This is a genomic window from Streptomyces celluloflavus, assembly GCA_000720995.1.
Classification (GTDB): Bacteria; Actinomycetota; Actinomycetes; order Streptomycetales; family Streptomycetaceae; genus Streptomyces; species Streptomyces celluloflavus.
In genome coordinates, this window is sequence record JOEL01000030.1 from 1 (window position 1) to 22,959 (window position 22,959).

At 73.1% G+C, this 22,959-nt stretch carries 20 protein-coding genes and 1 pseudogene; 4 read left to right on the forward strand and 17 right to left on the reverse strand.

Annotation, left to right across the window (positions count from 1 at the left end; genetic code table 11):
- Window positions 1-137: 137 nt before the first annotated feature.
- The 8 genes and pseudogenes from IH09_RS23895 to IH09_RS23930 all read right to left on the reverse strand — a co-directional run bounded on the left by IH09_RS23895 (window position 138) and on the right by IH09_RS23930 (window position 10,513).
- Window positions 138-848 carry a response regulator gene (locus tag IH09_RS23895; protein ID WP_052859527.1) on the reverse strand — a complete coding sequence of 237 codons (711 nt, stop codon included), beginning with the start codon at window positions 846-848 and terminating at the stop codon, window positions 138-140.
- A gap of 97 nt (window positions 849-945) precedes the next feature.
- Window positions 946-2,739, reverse strand: a complete 1,794-nt coding sequence (locus tag IH09_RS23900) for a sensor histidine kinase (protein ID WP_052859528.1) — start codon at window positions 2,737-2,739, stop codon at window positions 946-948.
- Window positions 2,740-2,898: 159 nt separating this feature from the next.
- Window positions 2,899-3,927: an ABC transporter substrate-binding protein gene (locus tag IH09_RS23905; RefSeq protein ID WP_052859529.1), complete on the reverse strand. Its 1,029-nt coding sequence runs from the start codon at window positions 3,925-3,927 to the stop codon at window positions 2,899-2,901.
- Window positions 3,928-3,929: 2 nt separating this feature from the next.
- Window positions 3,930-5,921, reverse strand: coding sequence for an ABC transporter permease (locus IH09_RS23910; protein WP_052859530.1), 1,992 nt, complete (start codon window positions 5,919-5,921; stop codon window positions 3,930-3,932).
- A complete protein-coding gene (locus tag IH09_RS23915) occupies window positions 5,918-6,097 on the reverse strand; it encodes a hypothetical protein (protein ID WP_052859531.1) in 180 nt (59 codons plus the stop codon). The genes IH09_RS23910 and IH09_RS23915 overlap by 4 nt, the downstream gene beginning before the upstream one ends.
- On the reverse strand, window positions 6,097-7,248 hold the full coding sequence (locus IH09_RS23920) for a quaternary amine ABC transporter ATP-binding protein (RefSeq protein ID WP_052859532.1): 1,152 nt from the start codon (window positions 7,246-7,248) through the stop codon (window positions 6,097-6,099). Before IH09_RS23920 ends, IH09_RS23915 begins: the two co-directional genes overlap by 1 nt.
- Window positions 7,248-8,808, reverse strand: a pseudogene (locus IH09_RS23925) (GMC family oxidoreductase); the annotation flags it as partial. The pseudogene IH09_RS23925 and the gene IH09_RS23920, both read right to left, overlap by 1 nt.
- A gap of 196 nt (window positions 8,809-9,004) precedes the next feature.
- Window positions 9,005-10,513, reverse strand: a complete 1,509-nt coding sequence (locus tag IH09_RS23930; RefSeq protein WP_052859534.1) for an aldehyde dehydrogenase family protein — start codon at window positions 10,511-10,513, stop codon at window positions 9,005-9,007.
- Window positions 10,514-10,712: 199 nt separating this feature from the next.
- Between IH09_RS23930 and IH09_RS23935 the strand changes: the two genes are divergently transcribed.
- Window positions 10,713-11,501, forward strand: coding sequence for a hypothetical protein (locus IH09_RS23935; protein WP_052859535.1), 789 nt, complete (start codon window positions 10,713-10,715; stop codon window positions 11,499-11,501).
- 49 nt (window positions 11,502-11,550) lie between these two features.
- On the opposite strand, the gene IH09_RS23940 is transcribed toward IH09_RS23935, so the two are convergent.
- Entirely contained in the window at window positions 11,551-12,402 is an 852-nt protein-coding gene (locus IH09_RS23940; RefSeq protein ID WP_052859536.1) for a sigma-70 family RNA polymerase sigma factor, read from the reverse strand.
- Between the two features lie 87 nt (window positions 12,403-12,489).
- Here IH09_RS23940 and IH09_RS23945 point away from each other — a divergent pair, with 87 nt between their 5' ends.
- Both IH09_RS23945 and IH09_RS23950 read left to right on the forward strand, forming a co-directional pair.
- Window positions 12,490-12,786, forward strand: coding sequence for a hypothetical protein (locus IH09_RS23945; RefSeq protein ID WP_052859537.1), 297 nt, complete (start codon window positions 12,490-12,492; stop codon window positions 12,784-12,786).
- The gene (locus tag IH09_RS23950) at window positions 12,783-13,151 is read left to right on the forward strand and encodes a DoxX family protein (RefSeq protein WP_052859538.1); all 369 of its coding nucleotides are present in this window, start codon (window positions 12,783-12,785) and stop codon (window positions 13,149-13,151) included. The genes IH09_RS23945 and IH09_RS23950 overlap by 4 nt, the downstream gene beginning before the upstream one ends.
- Before the next feature lie 79 nt (window positions 13,152-13,230).
- On the opposite strand, the gene IH09_RS23955 is transcribed toward IH09_RS23950, so the two are convergent.
- The 8 genes from IH09_RS23955 to IH09_RS23990 all read right to left on the reverse strand — a co-directional run bounded on the left by IH09_RS23955 (window position 13,231) and on the right by IH09_RS23990 (window position 21,815).
- On the reverse strand, window positions 13,231-14,118 hold the full coding sequence (locus IH09_RS23955) for a hypothetical protein (RefSeq protein WP_052859539.1): 888 nt from the start codon (window positions 14,116-14,118) through the stop codon (window positions 13,231-13,233).
- A gap of 2 nt (window positions 14,119-14,120) precedes the next feature.
- Window positions 14,121-14,495 (reverse strand): hypothetical protein, encoded by a 375-nt coding sequence (locus IH09_RS23960; protein ID WP_052859540.1) that lies wholly within the window; start codon window positions 14,493-14,495, stop codon window positions 14,121-14,123.
- Entirely contained in the window at window positions 14,482-16,086 is a 1,605-nt protein-coding gene (locus tag IH09_RS23965; protein WP_318279533.1) for a hypothetical protein, read from the reverse strand. Before IH09_RS23965 ends, IH09_RS23960 begins: the two co-directional genes overlap by 14 nt.
- Before the next feature lie 211 nt (window positions 16,087-16,297).
- Window positions 16,298-17,287, reverse strand: coding sequence for a malate dehydrogenase (locus IH09_RS23970; RefSeq protein ID WP_052859542.1), 990 nt, complete (start codon window positions 17,285-17,287; stop codon window positions 16,298-16,300).
- Between the two features lie 509 nt (window positions 17,288-17,796).
- Window positions 17,797-18,831 (reverse strand): helix-turn-helix domain-containing protein, encoded by a 1,035-nt coding sequence (locus tag IH09_RS23975; protein ID WP_052859543.1) that lies wholly within the window; start codon window positions 18,829-18,831, stop codon window positions 17,797-17,799.
- 281 nt (window positions 18,832-19,112) lie between these two features.
- Window positions 19,113-20,330 (reverse strand): NADP-dependent isocitrate dehydrogenase, encoded by a 1,218-nt coding sequence (locus IH09_RS23980; RefSeq protein ID WP_052859544.1) that lies wholly within the window; start codon window positions 20,328-20,330, stop codon window positions 19,113-19,115.
- 152 nt (window positions 20,331-20,482) lie between these two features.
- A complete protein-coding gene (locus IH09_RS23985) occupies window positions 20,483-20,908 on the reverse strand; it encodes a DUF3017 domain-containing protein (RefSeq protein WP_052859545.1) in 426 nt (141 codons plus the stop codon).
- 52 nt (window positions 20,909-20,960) lie between these two features.
- Window positions 20,961-21,815: a bifunctional methylenetetrahydrofolate dehydrogenase/methenyltetrahydrofolate cyclohydrolase gene (locus IH09_RS23990; protein WP_052859546.1), complete on the reverse strand. Its 855-nt coding sequence runs from the start codon at window positions 21,813-21,815 to the stop codon at window positions 20,961-20,963.
- Window positions 21,816-22,056: 241 nt separating this feature from the next.
- On the opposite strand from IH09_RS23990, the gene IH09_RS23995 reads away from it, so the two are divergent.
- A complete protein-coding gene (locus IH09_RS23995) occupies window positions 22,057-22,830 on the forward strand; it encodes an RDD family protein (RefSeq protein ID WP_052859547.1) in 774 nt (257 codons plus the stop codon).
- Window positions 22,831-22,959 lie beyond the last annotated feature (129 nt).

Here is a 22,959-nt window from a genome sequence, read left to right on the forward strand (position 1 = left end):
GAACGCGGGAGACCAGCGCATCCAACACCGTTCGGGACGCGCGCAGTTCCGGGAGCTGGCAGCAAATGCCACTCCTGAACACTGTTTAGGAACGGTTCGTGGCCGGGCAGCGGCCTGTCAGGGGTGCGGAGCCCGCGTTACCCCATCAGCCCCGCCTGGTGGGCGAGGAGGGCGGCCTGTACCCGGCTGCCGGTGCCGGTCTTCTCCAGGATGCGGCCCACATGGGTCTTGACGGTGCCGAGGCCGATGTCGAGGCGGCGGCCGATCTCCAGGTTCGGCAGTCCGGCGCCGAGCATCGTCAGCACCTCGCGTTCGCGGTCGGTGAGGGCGGCCAGCCGCTGGTCGGGGGTGCCGGTGGTGGCCGCGCCGATCCGGCCGCCGCCCTGGAGCATCCGCTTGACGACGTGGCCGGTGACGCCGGGTGAGAGCACCGCGTCGCCGGCCGCCGCGGCCCGTACGGCGTTGATCAGTTCCTGCGGCCCCTCGTCCTTGAGCAGGAAGCCGCCGGCGCCGGCGTGCAGGGCGCGGATGACGTTCTCCTCGTCGCCGAAGGTGGTGAGCATGACGACCTGCGGTGCGGGGTCGAGCAGCACCAGTTGCCCGATGGCCGCGAGCCCGTCCAGTACCGGCATCCGGATATCGACCAGCGCGACGTCCACCGGCTGCCGCCCGGCCATCTCGACCGCCTCCGCACCGTTGGCGGCCTCGGCGACCACCTCGATGTCCTCGGCGTGCCGGAGGATCAGCCGGACGCCGTGCCGGATCATCTCCTCGTCGTCGGCGAGGAGGACGCGGATCCTGGGCTTGTCGTGGGGGGCCGGGGTGTGCGCGGGCGGCGTCGTGTTCATCGGGCTCTCCGTTGGCGGTGGGGCGGTGGGGGCGGGCGATGCGGGTGGTGGCGGGGCGGCGGAGGGCGGGCGCGGGAGGGGGCCGCGACAGGTGTCGTCAGGTCCGTCCGTCGCCGCCGTGGCGGGTGTCGGGTGCCGGGGTGGGGCGTCCGGTGGCAGGGGGGCCTTCCGGGGCCAGCGGGACGGTGAATTCGGTGATTTCGACCAGAATGCCGTCGCGGAAGCAGTATCGGGTGATCGGGAGCCGGCCGTCCTTCCCCACGTCCGTCCGGTACGGGAACAGGCAGCTCGTCCCGGGCGAACGGGCCGGTTCGCGGCCCGCCGCGGCCGCGCGGACCAGGTCGCTGTCCGCGCCGGTCACCGCCCGGACCTCGGGCACGGTCATACCCGTACGCACCGTACGGTCGGGCAGGCTCTCCTGGACCGGCCGGGAGCTCTGCACCAGCGTCAGGCCGAAGAACAGCATCGCCCCCACCCCGGCGAGCCCCAGTGCCGCGGCCGCCAGGCCCGGCAGATGGCGCACAACACCGGGCAACCTGCGCAGTGCGCCCGGCAGTTGGCGCGGCATACCGGGCGGTTGGCGCGCCGCGTCCGGCAGTGCGCCCGAGCGCCGGGACACCTCGGCGGCCGGGACACCGCCGGGCGGCGGGCCGTCGCCGTCGGCCGGGGCGGCGGCGTCCGGGCGGGTGGGCAGCACCGCCTCGACGAGGAAGCCGCCGGACGGGGTCGGCCCGGTGTGCAGTTCGCCGCCGAGGAGCCGGACCCGCTCGCGCAGACCGGTCAGGCCGCGGCCGGTGCCCAGGCCGGTGGCGGCCTCGGGCGGGGTGGGCGGGGCGCCGTTGCGGATCCGTACGCCGACGCGGTCGTCGGTGCGGGTGACGGCCAGTTCGACGACGGCGCCGGTCGCGTAGCGGTGGACGTTGGTGAGCGACTCGCGGACCACGCGGTGCACGGCGCGCCGGACCCGCGGCTCCAGGGTGTCCAGGTCGGCACCGTGCCAGGTGAAGTCGACGGGGATACCGGCGGCCCGGGACTCCTCGGCGAGCGCGTCGATGTCGGTGCGGGTGCCGGTGGCGTCCGTCAACGCCTCGGTTCCGGTGTCACGCCCCAACGGGCCCAGCACGCCCAGCACTTCCCGCAGTTCGCGCATCGCGTCCCGGGTCGCCAGCCGGATCTGCGCGGCGTCCTCCGTGAGTTCGGGGGCCCTGGCCGCGAGCGTCAGCTCCAGACCGCCGGTGTGCAGCGAGATCAGGCTGAGCCGGTGGCCGACCAGATCGTGCATCTCGGCGGCGATCCGGGAGCGCTCCTCGACCCGGGAGGCGCTGTCGGCGATCCTGCGGGCCTCCTCGGCGGCCGCGGCGCGGTCGTGCAGCGCCAGCAGCAGGCGTTCCTGCTGGCCGACGGAGCTGCCGACCAGGCCGGGGATGAGCACGCCCACCCCGCCGACCACCGCGCCGAGCGCGAAACCGGCCAGCCAGCCGCCGTGGCCGAGGACGAGGGTGCCGACCGTGCTGATGACCACCGGGAGGCCGGCCGCGGCGAGCAGGACGCCGCCGCGGTAGCGCGGATCGTCGGTGCGCCGCGCCGCGGTGAAGGCGGCCACGGCCGTCAGCAGTCCGACGGTCGGCAGCACCCCGGCCAGGAAGCCGAGGCCGAGCAGCGCCATGAGGGGCAGCTTGCGGCGGAGCAGCAGCAGGGCGACCGCGGCGCAGCCCAGGAACGTCCGCAGCAGCGCGGGCAGCGCACCGAAGAAACCGAAGTCGCCGCTGGAGACGGCCACGAGGTAGCACACCGCCGTGCCCGCTTCCGCGGTGAGCGGCAGCCAGCTCCGGCGCCACGTGGTGTTTTCCCGGGATGCGCGGTGCGGACCGGGCGGCGGCAGAAAGGACATGCTCTCGATTATCGGCACGTGCACGGCGCGCACCGTGCACCCTGAGAAGGAGCCGGGGCGCGGGCCGTATGACCAAAGGAATACGGCCCGCGCCCGGGGTGCCCGGCGGTACGCCGCACGCCGGGCGGCCGCGCACTCCGCGTACGGCTGATTCCGCGGCTACTTCCCGGGCAGCCACCGCTTCCAGACGTCCGGGTTCTTCTCGACCCAGCGTTTGGCCGCCTCGTCCGCGGAGAGGCCGTCCGAGGCGATCATCTCGGAGACGTCGTTCTGGTTCTCCTTGGTCCAGGTGAAGGACTTCAGGAAGGCCGCGGCCGCACCGCCGCTTTGGGCGAAGTCGGTGTTGAAGTACTTCTGGAGCGGGGTGGTCGGATAGGCGCAGTCGACGGTCGTGGGGTCCTTCGCGCCCTTTTCCGCGCAGGCGTCGGTGTACGCGGGGAGTTTCACCTCCACCATCGGCACCTGGTTGAAGAGCCACTGCGGCTGGTACCAGTACGTCAGGAAGGGCTTCTTCTCCTTGGCGAACTGCTGGATCTGGGTGATCTGCGCCGCCTCGGAGCCAGCGAAGACGACCTCGTAGTCGAGGTGGAGGTTCTTCACCAGCGCCTTGTCATTGGTGACGTAGGACGGTGAACCGTCCATCAGCTGGCCCTTGTCGCCGCTCTCCGGTGTGCGCAGCTGCGCGGCGAACTTGTTGAGGTTCTTCCAGTCGGTGACCTCGGGGTGGGCGTCGGCCCAGTACTTGGGGACGAACCAGCCGATGTGGCCGGTGACGCCGTTGCCGCCGCCCGCGGTGATCGTCTTCTTGTCCTGGACGTAGCGCCGCTCCTGGTCGGGGTGGCCCCAGTCCTCCAGGATCGCGTCGACCCGGCCCTGGCTGAGCGCGTCCCAGGCGGGGATCTCGTCCACCTGGACGGTGTCCACGTGGTAGTCCAGCTCGTGTTCCAGGAGGTACTTCGCCACCGCGACATTGGCCTGGGCGCCGATCCAGGTCTGTACGGAGAGGGTGACGGACTTGGCGCCCTGGGCCGCCGCGAACGGCGACGCCTGTTTGGTCATATCGGCCTTGCCGCAGCCGGTGAGCGAGAGCAGCACCGCCCCGGCCAGCAGTGCGCTGCCGGCGGCGGTGCGGCGGCGGACGCGCCGGGCGGCGGCCGTGGCAGGTGTCGCGGAGGGGGTCGAGGACATGGTCAGGCTCCCTTCGCCGTGCGGCGGGCCGTCGGCTGGGTGACCCGGTCGAGCATCAGCCCCAGGCAGACGATGGCGACGCCCGCGACCAGGCCGAGGGCCAGATCGCCGGTGGCCAGGCCGGTGACGACGTCGTAGCCGAGCGCGCCGCCGCCCACCAGGCCGCCGATGATGACGACGGCGAGGACGAGGACCACGCCCTGGTTGACGGCCAGCAGCAGCGCGGGCCGGGCCAGCGGGAGCTGGACCTGGCGCAGCAGCTGCCGGCGGGTGGCGCCGAGCGAGCGGGCCGACTCCACGGCCCCGGGGTCGACCTGGCGCAGGCCCTGGGTGGTGATGCGGATGACGGCGGGCAGCGCGTAGACGACGGCCGCGGCGGCGGCCGGGGCGCGGCCCACGGCGAACAGCGCGACGACCGGGATCAGGTACACGAACTGCGGCATCGTCTGCATGACGTCCAGGACGGGCCGCAGCACCGCCTCCAGGCGTCGGCTGCCGGCGGCCGCGATGCCCACGGCGAAGCCGATCACCAGGGTCACCGCGAGGGCGGCGAGCACCTGGGAGAGGGTGTTCATGGCGGGCTTCCAGACGCCGAGCACGCCGATGGCGGCCATCGCGAGGACGGCGGTCAGGGCGGTGCGCCAGGTGCCGATGAGCCAGGCCAGTGCGGCGACGATGAGCAGTGCGCCGTACCAGGGCAGCGCGGTCAGGCCGTCGCGGAGCGGGTTGAGCACCCAGTCGGTGAAGTGCGCGGCCCAGTCCGCGGTGCCGCCGACGACGGGGACGCCGGAGTAGAGGTGGTCGACCATCCACTCCTTGACGTCGTTGACGGGGCGGGCGATGGCCACCGTCCAGCCGGCCGGCCAGACCGGTGAGCCGGCGAGCCGCCCGGCGACGGCGAGGACGGCGGTGAGTACGGCGATACCGGCCCAGGCGAGCGGGCCGCGCAGCGCCTTCGGCCCGGTGGTGTCCGCCGGGGAGCCGAGCCGGGCGCCGGCCGCCGCGGTGGTGCGGTCCATGACGATGGCGAGCAGCACGATGGGGATCGCGGCGGCGAGCGCGGCGCCGACGTCCACCGAGGCCAGTGCCTGGTAGACGCGGTCGCCGAGGCCGGCCGCGCCGATCATCGAGGCGATCACGACCATGGAGAGCGCCATCATGATCGTCTGGTTGACGCCGAGCAGCAGTTCCTTGCGGGCCAGCGGGAGCCGGGCGGTCAGCAGCCGCTGCCGGCCGGTGGCGCCGAGCGAGGAGACGGCCTCCAGGACACCGGGGTCCGCGCCGCGCAGGCCGAGCGCGGTCAGCCGCGCCATCGGCGGGGCCGCGTAGACGACGGTGGCCAGCAGTGCGGCCGGTACGCCGATGCCGAAGACCAGCACGACGGGCAGCAGATACGCGAAGGCGGGCAGCACCTGCATGGTGTCCAGGACGGGCCGCAGCAGGCGGAACACCCGGTCCGAGAGCCCGGCGGCCAGGCCGAGCAGCGCGCCGACGACGACCGAGGCGAGCACCGCGACGACCATCAGGGCGAGCGTCTGCATGGTCGGCACCCACATGCCCAGCAGACCGCTGACCGCGAAGGAGACCAGTGCGGTCGCGGCGATGCGCAGGCCCGCGACGCGCCAGGCGAGCAGCGTGACGCCGGCCGTCACACCGGTCCAGCCGAGCGCGAGCAGCAGCAGGTAGACGGCGCGTACGGAGAGCACGACGGCGTTGCTGAGGTGGCCGAGGACGTAGACGAACAGCGGGTGGCTGTCGCGGTTGTCGATGATCCAGTCGCTGGTCCGGCCGAGCGGGCCGGACAGGTCGACGGTCAGGCCGGTGGGCCAGGTGGCGCCGGGCCAGGTGGCGCGGACGAGCGGGACCAGGACCGCCGCGGCGACGGCGAGCAGCAGGAGCTTGCCGAGGCCGCGGTGGCGCAGTGCCGTCCGGAGGGGGCCGCCGTCGGCGGCGGTCAGCGGGCCGGGTGTGGTGGGGGGCGCGGCGGTGCTCATGCGCGGCCCCGTTTCACGGTGCCGGCCGGTACGTTCCGCGCGGCGGCGCGCTGGGCCTCGCGCCAGTGGCGCAGCAGCGCGGTGCGCAGCCGGGCGGTGACGCCTGCCGCGGGGCGGGGCGGGGCGGCGGGCGCGGCGGCGCGGACGGCGCCGCGGCGGGGGGCGGCGGCGTACATCAGGCGGCCACCTCGCCGCGGTGCGGGCGGTCGATGCGGGCGACCACGTTCAGCAGGCAGGCGTGGTCGACGATGCCCAGGCAGCGGGCGCCGTCCATGACGCGGGCCGCGCCGCCGGAGCGGGCGACCGCCTCGATGGCGTCGCAGATGAGGGTGTCCGGGCTCAGCGCCGGTCCCTCGCCCGCCTCGCCGTCGGTGGCCGGGCGCATCGCGCGGCGCACGGTCAGCACCTGTTCGCGCGGGACGTCCCGGACGAAGTCGCGGACGTAGTCGTCGGCCGGTGAGCCGACGATCTCCTCGGGGGTGCCGAGCTGGACGATCTTGCCGTCGCGCATCAGGGCGATCCGGTCACCGACCCGCAGCGCCTCGGCGAGGTCGTGCGTGATGAAGACCATGGTCCGCCCCTCCTCGCGGTGCAGGCGGACGACCTCCTCCTGCATATCGCGCCGGATGAGCGGGTCGAGGGCGCTGAACGGCTCGTCGAACAGCAGGACTTCGGGGTCCACGGCGAGCGCGCGGGCCAGCCCGACGCGCTGTTGCTGACCGCCGGAGAGCTGTCCGGGGCGGCGCCGTTCCAGTCCGGCCAGGCCGACCTTCGCCACCATCTCGGTGGCGCGCTCCCGGCGTTCGGCCCGGCCCATGCCCTGGATCTCCAGGCCGTAGCCGACGTTGTCCAGGACGGTGCGGTGCGGCAGCAGGCCGAAGTGCTGGAAGACCATCGAGGCGCGGCGGCGGCGCAGTTCGCGCAGTGTGCCGCGGTCCATGGCGCGGACGTCCTCGCCGTCCATCTCCAGGCCGCCGCTGGTCGGCTCGATGAGCCTGGTCAGACAGCGCACCAGGGTGGACTTGCCGGAGCCGGAGAGCCCCATGACGACGAAGACCTCGCCCTTGTGGACGTCGAAGGAGACATCGCGGACGGCGGCCGTGCAGCCGGTCCGCTCGCGCAGCTCCTGGGCGGAGAGGCCGGCGACGGAGGTGTCGTCGGGGATGCGGTCGGCGCCGGGGCCGAAGACCTTCCACAGGTGGCGGACGGAGAAGACGACGTCGCGGTCGCCCTGCCCGGCCGGGTCCGCGGCATCCGGCCGCCCGGAACTGCCCTGCTCCGTACGGGACTTGGGTACGTCGGAGGCGTCGGCGGTGAGGTTCGCCATCACGCATCACCGCCCTTCTCCGGTGCCCGGTGGAGCAGTTCGGCGCACTTCTCCCCCACCATCAGCACCCCGATCATCGGGTTGACGGCGGGCATGGTCGGGAAGACGGAGGCGTCGGCGATGCGGATGCCCGTCAGTCCGCGGATCCTCAACTCCGGGTCGACGACGGCCAGTTCGTCATCGGCGGCGCCCATCTTGCAGGTGCCGGCCGGGTGGTAGACGGTGTGCGCGACCTTGCGGGCGTACTCGCTGATGTCCTCGTCGGAGGTGACCTCGGGGCCGGGGCAGACCTCGCGCTTGAGCCAGCCGGCCAGCGGCTCGGTCTTGGCGATCTCCCGGGCGATCTTGATGCCGTCGACCAGGGTCCGGCCGTCGTCATCCGCCTCGTCCGTGAAGTAGCGGAAGTCCAGCGCCGGCTTGACCTCGGGGTCGGCGCTGGTGAGGTAGATCCGGCCGCGGCTCTTGGGCTTGGGGATGTTCGGCGTCATCGACACACCGTGCGGGGGCTTTTCGTAGCCGAGCCGCTCCGGGTTGTCGGTGAACGGGATCTGGTAGAAGTGGAACATCAGGTCCGGGCCGCGCGATTCGGGGTCGCGGCGCACGAACAGCCCGGCGTCCGAGTCCATCGCGGAGTTGTCGGGGATCGGCCCGTCGGTCTCCCAGACGATGACCGACTCGGGGTGGTCGAGGAGGTTCTCGCCGACGCCCGGCAGGTCGCGTACGACGGGGATGCCGAGCGCTTCCAGGTCCTCGCGGGGGCCGATACCGGAGTGCAGCAGCAGCCGCGGGGTGTCCACCGCGCCCGCGCAGACCAGCACCTCGCGCCCGGCCTCGACCAGGATCTCCGCGCCGTCCTTGGTGCGCACCCGCACCCCGGTCGCCCGGTCGCCGGTCAGCTCCAGCTTGTACGCCCAGGTCTCCAGCATCAGGCGGAGGTTGGGGCGGTCCCCGGCCTCGATGTGCGGGTGGAGGTAGGCCACCGACGCGGAGGAGCGCTTGTTGTTCTCCGGGTGGTAGGCGAGGTCGAAGAAGCCGACGCCCTCGTGGAACGGCTGCTTGTTGAAGCCCTCCACGCGCGGTACGTCCAGGGCGTGCTGCGCGGCCTCGACGAAGTCGCGGGCGATGGCGTTCCGGTCCTTCTCGTCCACCGCGACGATGTGGTTGCGCAGCTTGCCGAAGTACGGGTCCATGGCCTTGGCGTCCCAGCCGGCGGCGCCCGCCTCGGCCCATTCGTCCCAGTCGCCGGGGAGCGGCTTGAAGGAGATCAGGGTGTTGTGCGAGGAACAGCCGCCGAGCACCTTCGCGCGGCTGTGCAGGATGTGGGAGTTGCCGCGCGGCTGCTCGGTGGTGGTGTAGCCGTAGTCGAGGTCGCCGCCGAGCAGACCGAGCCAGCGGCGCAGCGTCAGCACGTCGTCGCGGTCGATGTCGGTGGGGCCGCCCTCGATGACGACGACGCTGACGGCGGGGTCCTCGGTGAGCCGGGAGGCGATGACGGAACCGGCGGTGCCGCCGCCGACGACGACGTAGTCGGCCCGGACCGTCCGGGACGGGCGGGGCGCGGGCGCGGGTGCGGACGAAGAGGGGGACATGAGGGGTGCTCCTTCTGCACGGTGCGTGGGCTGCGTGAGCTGCCGCGAGCCGCCGCGGTACGGCGGTGGTGGCGCGGCGCCGGGGGTGGCGGTCGCCGCGCGCGGGCGGGGCGGAGGGGGTCCGGCGGGGTGGCGGCGGGCGGTGCGGCCCGCCGCCACCGGGTGGGTCAGCCGGCGAACCACCGCACGGGTGCGGGCCGGAGGTTCTCGTAAATGTGCTTGCTCTCGCGGTACTCGTCCAGACCCGTGGGGCCCAGTTCCCGGCCGATGCCGGACTTGCCGAAGCCGCCCCACTCCGCCTGCGGGAGGTAGGGGTGGTAGTCGTTGATCCAGACGGTGCCGTGCCGCAGCCGGGCGGCGACCCGCCGGGCGCGGGCGGTGTCGGCCGAGAAGACGGCGCCGGCCAGGCCGTATTCGGTGTCGTTGGCGAGCGCGACCGCCTCGTCCTCGGTGGTGAAGGTCTCCACCGTCAGGATCGGCCCGAAGGTCTCCTCCCGGACGACGGTCATCTCGCGGTGGCAGCCGTCCAGCACGGTCGGCGGGTAGAAGTAGCCGGTGGCGGGCCGCACTTCGGAGGGTTCGGGGCGGGCGCCGCCGCAGCGCAGCCGGGCGCCCTCGGCGAGCGCCGAGGCGACGTACGCCTCGACCTTGTCGAGCTGCTGCTGCGAGACGAGCGGGCCGCACTCGACGCCGTCCTCGGTGCCGCGGCCGAGCTTGATCCGCTCGGCGCGGCGGGCGAGTTCGGTGACGAAACGGTCGCGCACCGATTCCTCGATGATCAGCCGGGCGCCGGCCGAGCAGACCTGCCCGCTGTGGATGAACGCCGCGTTCAGCGCCTGGTCGACGGCGGTGTCGAAGCCCTCCTCGGTCGCGCAGGCGTCGGCGAACACCACATTGGGGTTCTTGCCGCCGAGCTCCAGCGCGATCTTCTTGGCGCCGGCCACCGCGGCCTGCCCGGCCTTGGTGCCGCTGACCAGGCCGCCGGTGAAGGAGAACAGGTCGACGTCGGGGTGTTCGGCGAGCCGCGCGCCGACCGGTACGCCCGCGCCGGTGACGAGGTTCGCGACCCCGGCCGGCAGTCCGGCCGCCACCAGCAGCCTGATGAGGTGCACGGTCGACAGCGGGGTGACCTCGCTGGGCTTGATCACGAAGGTGTTGCCCGCCGCGAGGGCCGGGGCGATCTTCCAACTGGCCTGCAGCAGCGGGTAGTTCCAGGGCGTGATGAGCGCGCAGACACCGACCGGCTCGTGCACGACGACGCTGTGCACATCCGCCGATCCGGCGTCGACGACCCGCCCGCCGCTCTCGTTCGTCACCACGTCGGCGAAGTACCGGAAGGCGTTGGTGACGTCGTCGACGTCGACCCGGCCCTCCTCCAGGGTCTTGCCGGTGTCCCGGCTCTCGATGAGGGCGATCTCCTCGCGGTCGCGCTGGAGCAGGTCGGCGACCCGGCGCAGCAGGGCGGCGCGCTCGGCGACGGGGGTACGGGGCCAGACGCCGGCGCCGCCGTCGAAGGCACGGGCGGCGGCCGCGACCGCCGCGTCGGCGTCCTGCGCACCGCCCTCGGCCACCAGCTGGATGATCGTCGCGTCGGCGGGGTCGAGGACCTCCCGCGTGTCGCCGGATGCGGCGGGCAGCCACACCCCGTCTACGTGAATGGTCTCGCTTGCCGACACTTGTGTTCTGCCTTCCGCTTACCTGTGTGCGCATGCCGGTTCCCACCAGCACCGGGGCCCCTCCCCGAAAGCCCCCTACCTATGTCCACCCACTCATGGAAAGTGATCTGACTCACACAAAACACACCCAATATGCGCGTAAAACCGCTGGACCGTACCGTGGAGAGCTGTACGTCCCCTCGGGGCCGGAGGTGCCGAGATGACCAACAGACACCGTTCCGCAACCGCGATCACCGCCCTGACCTGCGGCGCAGCCCTTCTCGGGGTGGTCGCCTGCACGGGCCTGGCCGCGGCGTCCGGCTCCGGCGGCGAGGGGGACCTCGCGGGCGAGTCGGCCCAGCAGATCTCCGACAACGCGCTCCACGAGCTGGTGACCGCCCAGTCCCTGCGGCTGCGCACCGAGAACACCGCCGACCCCACCAAGCTCGACCTCACCCTCGACCGGGCCGGCAACTGCGCGGGCACCATCAGCCGGGGGACGCTCGGCCGGATCGACCTCGTCAAGCGCGGCGACCAGGTGTGGATGAAGCCGGACGCCGCCTTCTGGAAGAGCCAGCTGCCCGGCAGCCGGGGCACCGCGGCCGCCGACACGTTCAAGGACCGTTATCTGCACGGCACCACCGACGACCCGTTCCTCCAGCAGCTCTCCCGCGCCTGCGATCTCGCCGGGTTCCAGCGGCAGGCCGCGGTCCCCGAGCACCCGCCCGCCCCGGGCGCCACACCCGCCCCCGCCCTCACCAAGGGCGCGCCGACCGTCCAGGACGGCACCCGGGTCCTGCCCCTGACCAGGAAGAACGACGGCGCCACGCAGACCCTCTACGTCGCCATCGACGGCCCGCACTACCCCCGCAAACTCACCGCCGCCTCCGACCACGAGACCGGCACCATCCTGCTGAGCGACTTCGGCCGGCCGGTCCCGGTCAAGATCCCGGCCCCCGGCGTCACCCTCGACATCTCGGCGCTGAACGAGCAGATGCAGGGCACCTGAGCGCGCGGCGGGGCGGCGGGCCGCGGCCCGCCGCTCTTCCGTCCCCCTGTCAGGGCAGGTCGGAGAACCGCCGCACGCTGTCGTCCGGCCGGAAACGGGTGATCTCGAACCTGGCGATCCGGCCGTCCGCGATCGCGAAACGGAGGCAGGCCAGGGGGTGGCCGCCCGGCGCGATCACCGCCCCGGGACCGCCGTTGACGAGCATCGGGACGCTCGCGTGGATCCGGTCGGCGAAGTACCTGGTCTCCTCGGCCACCTGCCGGGCGCCCAGCACCTCGGTGGCCGCACCTTCGCGCACGAGGCGGGGGTCGACCGTCCGCACCACCCCCGGCGCCATCAGCGCGACGAGGCGGTCGATGTCACCGCCCCGGGCCGCCGCGAGGAAGGCGTCCACGATCCTCGCGTGGCCGGCGGTCTCGCGGGGCTCGGCGCCGGGCGCCCCGAGCCGGAGCCGGGCGCGGCTGGCCAGTTTCTTCGCGTTCGCCGGTGCGGTGTCCAGCACGGTGGCGATCTGGTCGAACGGCACGGCGAACAGGTCGTGCAGCACATAGGCCACGCGCTGGGCCGGGGTGAGCCGGCCCAGCAGCACCAGGAGCGCGCGCGAGACATCCTCGCGGCGCAGGAACTCCTCGTCGGCGGCGAGCTCTGCGTCCGGGATGCTCTCGGCGAGCAGCGGGAGCTCACCGCGGCGGTCCCGGGCGCGCAGCTGGTCCAGGCAGAGCCGCGCGGTCACGGTGGTGAACCACCCCTCGGGGTTGTCGACCGCCGCCCAGTCGGCCGTCCGGGCGCGGATCCAGGTCGTCTGCACCGCGTCCTCCGCGTCGTGCAGGGAGCCCAGGATGCGGTGGGCGAGGGAGAGCAGCCGCGGTCGCGCGGCCTGAAAATCTTCGATCAGTTCCACGTGGGTGGTCACCTTTCGGGAGCGCGGGGCGTCAGGAGGGGCGGTCAACCACAGAACGACGCACTCGTGCACGTAGGAGCATCCGCCATGAGCGTACAGATCGTCCGATTCCGCACCGAACCGGAACGTGTTCCCGAAGTCGAGGAGGCGGTGCGCCAACTCTTCGCGGCGGTCCACGACGCGGCGCCCGAGGGCATCGAGTACGGCGCCGCCCGGGTCGGGGACGGCGCCGAGTTCCTGCTCACCCTCCGGATTCCCGAGGGCGCCCCGAACCCGCTCCTGGCCGTCCCGGAGGCCGGCGCCTTCCGCGCCCGCATCGCCGAATGGGCCGGTGCGCCCGTCCCGCCCGCGACGCTGCACATGATCGGGCGGTACACCGGATGACCGGCGTGATCCAGGGGACCATGGCCGTCATCGCCGTGCTGTGCGTCGTGGCCAACGTGTTCATCGTGGCCGCCGACCTGTCACGGGCGGAGTTCGTCCTGGCGAACTCCGCCGAAGTCGGCCTGCGGCCCGCCGCGCTGCCCTACCTCGCGACCCTCAAGGGCGCCGGTGCGGTGGGGCTGGTGGCCGGGTTCGCCGGACTGCCCCTCCTCGGGCTGGCGGCGGCCGTGGGACTGGTCGCGTTCTACATCGGCGCGGTCGTGGCGCACATACGGACCCGGGTCTTCCACAACATCTCCTTCCCGCTGGTCTTCCTGGTCCTGGCCGCGGGCGCCGTCAGCCACTTCGCGCTGGTCCTGAGCTGACCTCTGCCCTGACGGCGGGGACACCCGGGCGGGCCGCCGCCGTCGACGGCCCGGCCTGGTGTCCCCGCCGCCGTCCGCCTCACCCCGTCGGGGCGAAGGAGGTCAGGGCGATCCGCTGGGTCTCCACCTGCTGCGGCCAGTCGGTGGCCGGGCCGAGGACGAGCAGGGCGAACTGGCGGCCGTCGGCAGCCGTGAAGGCGCAGTCGGCCACCTGGACGCGCCGGCCCAGCCGATCGCTGTCGTACGCGTACACCAACTGGTAGGCGTCCGGGGCCGGATAGCCGAGCGGTCCGAGGCTGACCTGTGCGTAGCCGGGGCTGCCGGAGAGCGATGCCGACGCCTGTGCCAGGGCCTGCCGCGGGGTGATGGCCGGTTCGGTGACCTCGAAGATCTGCACCAGGCCGTGGTCGTCCGGCGCGGTGTAGAAGACGCCGTCCTTGCGGACGCTGCGCCGCCAGCCCGTCGGCACCGCCGTGGTGAACCCCTTGTCGTCGTGGACGAGTTGATAGCCGTCCGGCACCCCGGTGGCGGACGGATCCGCGGAGCCGCCGGGGGACGAGGGGGCGGCGGACCCGGTGCGGCCACCGACGGCCGGAGTCGTGCCGTCGCCGCTCGGGGTGACCGGTGCGACGGCGACCGGCGGGCGGGCGGTGACGGGCGCGTCACCGCCGTGCCCCCAGAGCAGCCAGCCGCCGAACCCCGCCGCGAGCACGGCCACCACCCCGCCCGCGGCCAGCGCCGCCGTCCGCCGGGGTGTCGTCGGCCGGGGTGTCGTTCGCGGGGCCGCGGGCGGCGGCCCGGCGGACCCGGACGGAGAGCCGGTATCCGCCGGTGGCGGGCCGTCGGTCCACCCGCCATCCGCCGGGCCGGGCGCGAACGGAGGGCGGGGCGGCGGCGCGGCGGGCCGCGGCGGGCCCGCCTGCCAGCTCTGCGTCTCGTCGTTCCAGTGCGCCCCGCCGCCCGTCATCGTCAGCCTCCCACCAGCGCGGCGACCGCCTGGCCGACCGCCGCGCCGGACGCCAGCAGGCCCGCGACGGAACCGGCGTCGGCCAGCGCCGTGCGCAGCCGGGCCAGCCGGCCGGGGCCGGCCGCGCCGGTGTCCGCGATCTCCGTCTCGGTGCCGGCCAGTTCGGTGCTCAACGCGGCGACCTGCGGACTCTGCACCACCCGGGCCAGATCGTCGCGCAGTTCGCGTACCGCGCGGAGCAGTTCCTCCTGTGCCGGGTCCGGTACGGGCGCGCCGCCGCCCTCGTGGTGCGTCACGGTGTTGTGGTCGCCGATGGCGAAGGCACCGTGCACACTGCCGATGTGGATGCCGTCGCCCCGTCCGTCAGCTGTCGCCACGCCTGGTCCTCCCCTTCGGCCCCGGCGATCCGGTGCCGCGCCGGTCGTTGTGGGTGATGGTGTTGTGGTCGCCGATGCCGACGGCCCCCTGTGCGGATTCGACGTAGACCCCGCCGTCGGCGACGTTGACGATCCGCTGCTCGAACTCCTCGGTGCGATAGCCCGCCTCCTGGAGGGCCGTCATCACCCCCGCCGCCACGCGGTGCTGGACGGTCCGCAGATAGCGCGCGACGTCCATTTCCTGGAAGAGCGATCCCTCACCGGCGGAGCCCAGTTCGCGTACGGAGCAGCCGGGGCCGTCGGGCAGCGCCGCCGCGTACCCGCCGTCGGCCAGCCGCCACACCGACCGCAGGCCCCGTACCAGCGTGGCCACCGCGCGCCCCAGGGCGCCGGGCGCACGGACCAGCGCCCAGACGGTCTTGCCGAACACATGGTGGTGCCGGTGCTCGTGGGCGAGCCGGTCGGCGTCCTGGAAGAGCTGCCGCAGCGGCCACAGCACATGCGGGGCGACCTCCAGCATGAGCATCCCGCCCTGGGTGTGCACCCGGACGAAGACCGTGGTCACGATCCCCTCCTGCCAGCCGCCGACCCGGATCCGCAGGAAGTGCCGCCGGGTCTCACCGCCCTCCTCCACCGCGGCGGCCCGGTGCGCCTCGAAGTCGGCCGGCGCGTACGGGGCGGCCTCGCGGGACGGCAGCCCGTCGGCAGGGAGGAAGACGCATTCGTCGATCTCCAGACCGCGCAGCCGGTCCCGTACCGCGGCCGCGGCCCGTGGTGAGCCGTGCGGTGCCGGTTCGCGCAGCGCGGCCACCAGCGGGACGATGCGCCGGAGGATGGCGGCGTTGTCCAGCGGTTCGGCCTCCCGGCCGTCCCCGGGCACCAGCTCCACCGGCAGGGACCAGGTCTTGTACGGGGTACCGGCACCGCAGAACGGGTCGGCGGCCCGGTACATCACCAGCGGCCCGTGCTGCTCGGTCCGCACCCGGTCCCGCAGCCGCCGGAAGCGGAGCCCCTCGGCCCGCTCCGCGGGGTCGGCCGCCACATCGGGGAACCGCTCCCTGGCCAGTTCGCCCGCCAACACCCGGGCGAACTGGCCCCGTTGCAGGCCGACCAGCACCGCCAGCGCCGGCAACAGCAGCAGGGTGATCCAGACGGCCGCCAGGGCGGAACCCTGGCCGGAACCGCCCGGGTACCCGAAGTCCGCACCGCCGCCCAGGCCGCCCGCCGACGGAACGCCCGGCACCAGCGTGACCAGCCCCAGCCCGGCGCCGACGCCGCCCACCAGCGCGACCAGCAGAAACACCAGATACGCGAGCAGCGTCAGCCGCCCGTACCAGCGCAGGAGGAAGGCGAGGGTGCCGGCGATCCACAGCGGGATCGGCGCCCGGCGGACGATGCGGGCGAGTCCGATCAGCACGACGGGGAGCACATAGGAGAGCGTGAGGCCCGAGGACAGCGGGACGGTCACAACGCAGAGCGCCAACATGGCGGCGGCCCAGCCCAGTTGGAGCCGCCGGGCGCGCAGGGCGTGCGCCAGCACCCGGGCCGCGTCGATGCCCAGGGACGGCGCGGCGAACCGTTCGGCGTGCACATACAGCTCGTCGATGACCGCGTCGCGGAACCCGTCGTCCAGGTAGGTGCCGGCGCACAGCAGCCGGGTGGTCTCACTGGCCCAAGGTGGTGTCGTGGCCGGCTGCCCGGGAGCCGGGGGCGGGGCGGGCGGCGGCGGGGGCGCCCGGTGGCTGGAGCCGGGCGGAGACCGGGTCAGGGATCCGGCAGCCGGCTCAGGTGGTTCGGACGGCTCAGAGGAGGCCGAGAGCGCGGACGGCCTCGCGCTCCTCGGAGAGCTCGCGCACCGACGCGTCGATGCGCTCGCGCGAGAAGTCGTTGATCTCCAGGCCCTGGACGATCTCGTACTTGCCGTCCTTGGTGGTGACGGGGAAGGAGGAGATCAGGCCCTCCGGGACGCCGTAGGAGCCGTCCGAGGGGATACCCATCGAGGTCCAGTCGCCGGCGGCGGTGCCGTTGACCCAGGTGTGGACGTGGTCGATGGCGGCGTTGGCGGCCGAGGCGGCCGAGGACGCGCCGCGGGCCTCGATGATCGCCGCGCCGCGCTTGGCGACGGTCGGAATGAAGGTGTCGGCCAGCCACGCCTGGTCGCCCACGGCCTCGGCGGCGTTCTTGCCGGCGACCTCGGCGTGGAAGATGTCGGGGTACTGCGTCGCCGAGTGGTTGCCCCAGATCGTCAGCTTGCGGATCTCGGAGACCGGGGTGCCGGTCTTCTGCGCGAGCTGCGAGACGGCGCGGTTGTGGTCCAGGCGGGTCATCGCGGTGAAGCGCTCGGCCGGTACGTCCGGCGCGGCGGCCTGCGCGATCAGCGCGTTGGTGTTGGCGGGGTTGCCGACGACCAGGACCTTGATGTCGTCCGCGGCGTGCGCGTTGATGGCGGCGCCCTGCGGCTTGAAGATGCCGCCGTTGGCCTCCAGCAGGTCGCCGCGCTCCATGCCCTTCGTACGGGGGCGGGCGCCGACGAGCAGGGCGACGTTCGCACCGTCGAAGGCCACGTTCGGGTCGTCCGAGATGTCGATGCCGCGGAGCAGCGGGAAGGCGCAGTCGTCGAGCTCCATGGCGGTGCCCTCGGCGGCCTTCAGGCCCTGCGGGATCTCCAGGAGGCGCAGCTTGACCGGCACGTCCGCGCCGAGCAGATGACCGGAGGCGATGCGGAAGAGGAGTGCGTAACCGATCTGGCCGGCGGCGCCGGTGACGGTGACATTGACGGGAGTGCGGGTCATGGCGATCTCCTGCGCGACGTTTTCTGGGGGCAAGCCCCCGGACCACCATGGGTGGCGGTGGGTGTCCCTGCCCATTTATCGAGGTCTCTTGGTATCGAGAGACCCGGCCGTCAGGCTATCGGACCCCTGCCCGGCGCCGACGACGGGCCGGTGTGGCACGCCTCACCGGTGGTCCGGCGGCGGTCCGGCGGAGGCCCGCCGGTGCTCCCGCGCACGCCCCGGACAAATCCGTACGAACGCGTGCGGCGGCCGCCCGCGCATGGAGGGGGGAGCGCGGACGACCGCCGACTTGTGTCGCACCCGTGGGGGGTCAACGTGCGCATGCCCGGGATCCGCACGGGCAATCCCCCCGGGTTGTGCGGGCCCGCGCCGTACGGCGAATCCCGGCCATGGCGCGGCCGGTTCGCGGGCGGCGGACGGCCGGATCGCGTCGTCGCGGGACCGCCGTGGCCCGCGCGGGCGGGGCGCCGCCGGCGCACCGGCCGTCCCGGAGCGGCGCCGGGCCGCTCTCAGGGGGTCGCCGGGCTCTTCGCCGCTGCGGGCTGCGCACAGTGCCGCAGGCCCGCGGCCGTCGTGCGGCAGGCCGTCACCTTGGCCGGGTCGCCCGACACCGTGACCATCGGGGTGTAGCCGTCGCCGCCCTGCCCGGTGCGGGCCGTGGCGCTGTGGCCGTCCGCGCCGACGGTGATCTGCTCACCCGGGGCCGCACCGGTGACCCGCGCCCAGGCCGCGGCGCAGACCTTGCTGTAGCGGACCTCGATCCGCATGGCGCCCGCCGCGCCCCGGGACGGGCTGACGGCGTTCTGCCCGCTGCACCCCATCCGGTTCGGGTCCTTGCCCGCGCAGTCGGCGCCGGTGCACCGCACTCCGGCGGGCAGCGCCGGCGGCGCGCTCGGCGGCGGCGACTGGGGGGCCGACGCCGCCGGCGCGGTCGCGGCCGCCGCCTTCTTGCCCCCGCCGCCGCTCGGGTTCAGCGCCAGCAGCAGCAGACCGACGGCGACCAGCAGCACCCCGGCCGCACCGGCGACCCACACGGTCATCCGCTCCCGGCGCAGCTGCCGACGGAGCTGCCGGGCCCCCGGGTCCGCGGTCCGCCCGGCGGGCGGGGGCGACGAGGCTGGCGGAGGGGACGAAGGGGACACAGTCGAAGGCGGCGACGGAGGCTCGGACGGGGAGGCTGCGGGCACCCGGTCCGGATCGGGGGCGTACTCCCCCAGCGCGAACCGCGCCTGCGCCACCTGTATCGACTCCATGGTGGCGTCGCGCCGCATCTCCGACCGGCTCCAGGCGCGCTCGGCCAGCTCCCACAGGGTCAGCAGATGCCCGGCGTCCGCGCCGGTCACCTCGGCCAGCGCGAGCACGGCACCCTGCGGTGCCAGCAGGCGGCCGTGGAGATAGCGCTCCCACGAGGTCTTGCTGTAGCCCGTACGGTCCGCCACGGCGGCCGGGCTCAGGCCACTGTGCTCCACGAGTCTGCGCAGCTGACCGGTGAACTCCCGCACCTGCGGGTCGAGTTCCTCCGGTAGCTCCTTCCAGCGAGGCATTGCCTCCCCCAATCCCCCCGTATCCCTGCATCCGCGCCCCTGCGCCGACGTACCCGATTCCGCTGCCCGAAACAGCCCTGCCCTCGCCGCTACACCAGTCACCCGCCCACCGTTGTCACTCCCGCACTCCGGTGCCCGCGCACCTCTGTTCCCAGCAGTCTGGCACCCCCGCCGACGCGCGACGACCGCCGTACGCCCCGGACCGGCGTCCGCTCGCGAAGCGGCCCCCCACCCGTGCGCCGCGCACGGACGGAGGGCGGACCGCGGCGGCGGCCGGCGGATCAGGCGGCCATCGCCTTCTTCAGGTTGGCGTCCAGCACGTCCAGGAACTGCTCCGTGGTCAGCCACGGGGCGTGCTTGGAGATCAGCAGCGCCAGGTCCTTCGTCATCCGGCCGCTCTCGACGGTCTCGACGCAGACCCGCTCCAGGGTCTGTGCGAACCGAGTGACCTCGGGGGTGCCGTCCAGCTTGCCGCGGTGCGCGAGGGCGCGGGTCCAGGCGAAGATCGAGGCGAGCGGGTTGGTGGAGGTCTGCTCGCCCCGCTGGTGCCGGCGGTAGTGGCGGGTGACCGTGCCGTGCGCGGCCTCGGCCTCGACGGTCCGGCCGTCGGGCGACATGAGGACCGAGGTCATCAGGCCGAGCGAGCCGAAGCCCTGCGCGACGATGTCCGACTGGACGTCACCGTCGTAGTTCTTGCAGGCCCAGACGTAGCCGCCGTCCCACTTGAGCGCCGAGGCGACCATGTCGTCGATCAGGCGGTGCTCGTAGGTCAGGCCCCTGGCGTCGAAGTCGTCCTTGAACTCGGCGTCGAAGACCTCCTGGAAGAGGTCCTTGAAGCGGCCGTCGTACTTCTTGAGGATCGTGTTCTTCGTGGACAGGTAGACCGGGTATCCGCGGGCCAGGCCGTACCGGAACGAGGCGCGCGCGAAGTCGCGGATCGACTCGTCGTGGTTGTACATGGCCAGCGCGACACCGGAGCCGGGGAACTCGTGGACCTCCAGCTCGATCGGCTCGGTGCCGTCCTTCGGCGTGAAGGTCAGGGTGAGGGTGCCCGCGCCGGGGACCGTCAGGTCGGTGGCGCGGTACTGGTCGCCGAAGGCGTGCCGGCCGACGACGATCGGCTTGGTCCAGCCCGGGATCAGGCGCGGCACGTTCTCCATGAGGATCGGCTCGCGGAAGATCACGCCGCCGAGGATGTTGCGGATGGTGCCGTTCGGCGAGCGGTACATCGCCTTGAGGTTGAACTCCTCGACCCGCGCCTCGTCCGGTGTGATGGTGGCGCACTTCACGCCGACGCCGTGCTCCTTGATGGCGTGGGCGGCGTCGACCGTCACCTGGTCGCGGGTCTCGTCACGGTGCTCGATCCCGAGGTCGAAGTACCTCAGGTCGATGTCGAGGTACGGGAGGATCAGCTTGTTCTTGATGGCGGACCAGATGATGCGGGTCATCTCGTCGCCGTCGAGCTCGACGACGGGGTTGGCTACCTTGATCTTGGCCATGAGGTGGCACGTCCCTCTCGCGTGTGGGGACACCCCCCGGACGGCGTCGGCGGGAGATCGGCGGCATCCGGTGCGGTGTTCTTCAGCCTCGATTTATCTCGTCATCAAGATACTCGACGTCGTGATTCCTGGACAGTCCCCACACGGCGCGGCTACCGGACGGTGAAATGCACCAGATCGTCCAGGAACGGGATGTGCACCCACGGCTTCGGCTGCGCCATCAGCGCCAGCATGACGATGGCGAAGCCGAGCCCTCCGTACGTCGCCAGATCCGTGAAGCGGGAGCGGACGGCCAGCATCCCGACCGACGGCAGGGCCCACCGCAGCGCCGCCCCGGCCAGCAGGGACAGCCCGATCAGGATCGTCCCGACGCGGAACGCGTCGAACGCCACGATCAGCAGTCCGACCGCGACCCCGCCCATGACGGTCAGCAGCGGCCACTGCCGGGCGGGCGCGGGGTGGTCGCCGGAGGCGGCCCGCCCACCGCCCTCCGGCCGCGCGGTGTCCCTCGTCAGCTGAAAGCGGCGCGAGGAGCGTTGCGGCTCGGACGCTCCGTCCGAATGCGCTTCGGCACCCATGGCTGGCAGTCCCTCTCCGTGTCCTGGTCCGGCTCCGGTTTCGTCGTCCGGCTCAGCCGGCGGCGCGCTCGGCGGCCTCGACGACGTTGACCAGCAGTTGCGCGCGGGTCATCGGGCCGACACCGCCCGGGTTCGGCGCGACCCAGCCGGCCACCTCGGCGACGCCCGGGTGCACATCGCCGACGATCTTGCCCTGCTCGTCGCGGCTGACGCCGACGTCGAGGACGGCCGCGCCCGGCTTGACGTCCTCCGGGTTGATGATGTGCGGCACCCCGGCCGCGGCCACGATGATGTCGGCCTGCCGGAGGTACTGGTAGAGATCGCGGGTGCCGGTGTGGCACTGGGTCACCGTGGCGTTCTCGGACTTGCGGGTGAGCACCAGCGGCATCGGCCGGCCGATGGTGATCCCGCGGCCGACGACGACCACATGCGCGCCGTTGATCTCGACGCCGTGCCGCCGCAGCAGCTGGACGATGCCGTACGGGGTGCAGGGCAGCGGGCCCGGCGTGCCCAGCACCAGCCGGCCCAGGTTCGTCGGGTGCAGACCGTCGGCGTCCTTGGCCGGGTCCATCAGCTCCAGGATGCGGTGGGCGTCGATGCCCTTGGGGAGCGGCAGCTGGACGATGTAACCGGTGCACTCCGGGTTCTCGTTGAGTTCCCGGACGACCGCCTCGATCTCCTCCTGGGTGGCCGTCGCCGGCAGTTCGCGCTGGAGGGAGGCGATGCCGACCTGGGCGCAGTCGCGGTGCTTGCCGTTGACGTACCAGCGGCTGCCGGGGTCGTCGCCGACCAGGACCGTGCCGAGACCGGGGTGCACACCCTTGGCCTTCAGCGCCTCCACACGGGCGACGAGTTCGGACTTGATCGCTGCGGCGGTGGCTTTGCCATCGAGAATCTGGGCGCTCATCCCCCCATCCTCCCGGATGAGGGTGGTCCCGTTCCAATCAGGGCAGGTAAGCGGAATTGATCATTGCGCTTACACAACAGCTGACCTTCTTGTGACCCTCTTGACTGGACAACATCAATCCGCGGCTAGAAGGATTGCCGATCAGTGCCGCAGGCATCAATCGGGGGCGGGCCAGCGAAATCTGCTTTTCCTCCGAGACGCGCCGCGCCGTCCCCCACTGACCAACGGAGGAAAACACCACATGAGTTTCGGCGACCCCAACAATCCGTACGGCCAGCAGCCCCCGCAGGTGCCGCCGGGCCCGTACGGCCAGCAGCCCCCGCAGCAGCAGCCGCAGCCGGGCTACGGCTATCCGCAGCAGGCGCCGCAGCAGCAGCCGTACGGCGCTCCGCAGCAGCAGCCCGGCCAGCCTTACGGCTACCCGCAGCAGCAGCCCGCACAGCCCTACGGCTACCCGCAGCAGGGCTATCCGCAGCAGGGCATGCCGGGCATGGGGATGGGCATGCCGCAGGGGTACGCGAGCTGGGGCGCCCGGGTCGGCGCCTCGCTCCTCGACTACCTGATCGTGGGTCTGCTGCCGACGATCCTCTATATCGTCGGGCTCTTCATGACGGGCGCCTCGGCCGTGGCCTCGCTCCCGGACACCTCGCACTGCCAGGACACGCAGTGCGTCACGGACGCCTACAACTCGGCCTCGGCGGCCAGTACGGGCGCCCCGGTCGGCGCGCTCGTGCTGATGTCCCTCGGCGGGCTGCTCCTGCTGGCCGGCGGGATATTCCTGATCGCCAAGGAGGGCTCCACCGGCCAGACGCCGGGCAAGAAGGCCCTGAACATCCGGGTGGTGCGCGAGGCGACCGGTCAGCCGCTCGGCTTCGGTATGGCCTTCGTCCGCAAGCTGTGCCACTTCCTGGACGCCCCGCTCTGCGGTCTCGGCTACTGGTGGCCGCTCTGGGACGAGAAGTCGCAGACCTTCGCGGACAAGATCATCGGCTCGGTGGTCGTCAGCTCCAAGTGAGCCGGCCCCGCCCGCTCACCGAGGCCCCCGCTCGTCCGTCCACCGGCGAGCGGGGGCCTTCGCCGTATGAACCCGGTCACGAACGCGGGTCCGCCAGGGATCTCGGGTGGACAGCCGGGAGGCGCCCCG

Bases quoted from the DNA above. Each gene is read 5' to 3' on its own strand.
- IH09_RS23945 (WP_052859537.1), top strand. From the start codon at position 12,490: ATGAGCGTACAGATCGTCCGATTCCGCACCGAACCGGAACGTGTTCCC.
- IH09_RS23990 (WP_052859546.1), bottom strand. From the start codon at position 21,815: ATGAGCGCCCAGATTCTCGATGGCAAAGCCACCGCCGCAGCGATCAAG.
- IH09_RS23935 (WP_052859535.1), top strand. From the start codon at position 10,713: ATGACCAACAGACACCGTTCCGCAACCGCGATCACCGCCCTGACCTGC.
- IH09_RS23920 (WP_052859532.1), bottom strand. From the start codon at position 7,248: ATGGCGAACCTCACCGCCGACGCCTCCGACGTACCCAAGTCCCGTACG.
- IH09_RS23900 (WP_052859528.1), bottom strand. From the start codon at position 2,739: ATGTCCTTTCTGCCGCCGCCCGGTCCGCACCGCGCATCCCGGGAAAAC.
- IH09_RS23985 (WP_052859545.1), bottom strand. From the start codon at position 20,908: ATGGGTGCCGAAGCGCATTCGGACGGAGCGTCCGAGCCGCAACGCTCC.
- IH09_RS23995 (WP_052859547.1), top strand. From the start codon at position 22,057: ATGAGTTTCGGCGACCCCAACAATCCGTACGGCCAGCAGCCCCCGCAG.
- IH09_RS23950 (WP_052859538.1), top strand. From the start codon at position 12,783: ATGACCGGCGTGATCCAGGGGACCATGGCCGTCATCGCCGTGCTGTGC.
- IH09_RS23910 (WP_052859530.1), bottom strand. From the start codon at position 5,921: ATGAGCACCGCCGCGCCCCCCACCACACCCGGCCCGCTGACCGCCGCC.
- IH09_RS23980 (WP_052859544.1), bottom strand. From the start codon at position 20,330: ATGGCCAAGATCAAGGTAGCCAACCCCGTCGTCGAGCTCGACGGCGAC.
- IH09_RS23915 (WP_052859531.1), bottom strand. From the start codon at position 6,097: ATGTACGCCGCCGCCCCCCGCCGCGGCGCCGTCCGCGCCGCCGCGCCC.
- IH09_RS23955 (WP_052859539.1), bottom strand. From the start codon at position 14,118: ATGACGGGCGGCGGGGCGCACTGGAACGACGAGACGCAGAGCTGGCAG.
- IH09_RS23905 (WP_052859529.1), bottom strand. From the start codon at position 3,927: ATGTCCTCGACCCCCTCCGCGACACCTGCCACGGCCGCCGCCCGGCGC.
- IH09_RS23975 (WP_052859543.1), bottom strand. From the start codon at position 18,831: ATGCCTCGCTGGAAGGAGCTACCGGAGGAACTCGACCCGCAGGTGCGG.
- IH09_RS23895 (WP_052859527.1), bottom strand. From the start codon at position 848: ATGAACACGACGCCGCCCGCGCACACCCCGGCCCCCCACGACAAGCCC.
- IH09_RS23970 (WP_052859542.1), bottom strand. From the start codon at position 17,287: ATGACCCGCACTCCCGTCAATGTCACCGTCACCGGCGCCGCCGGCCAG.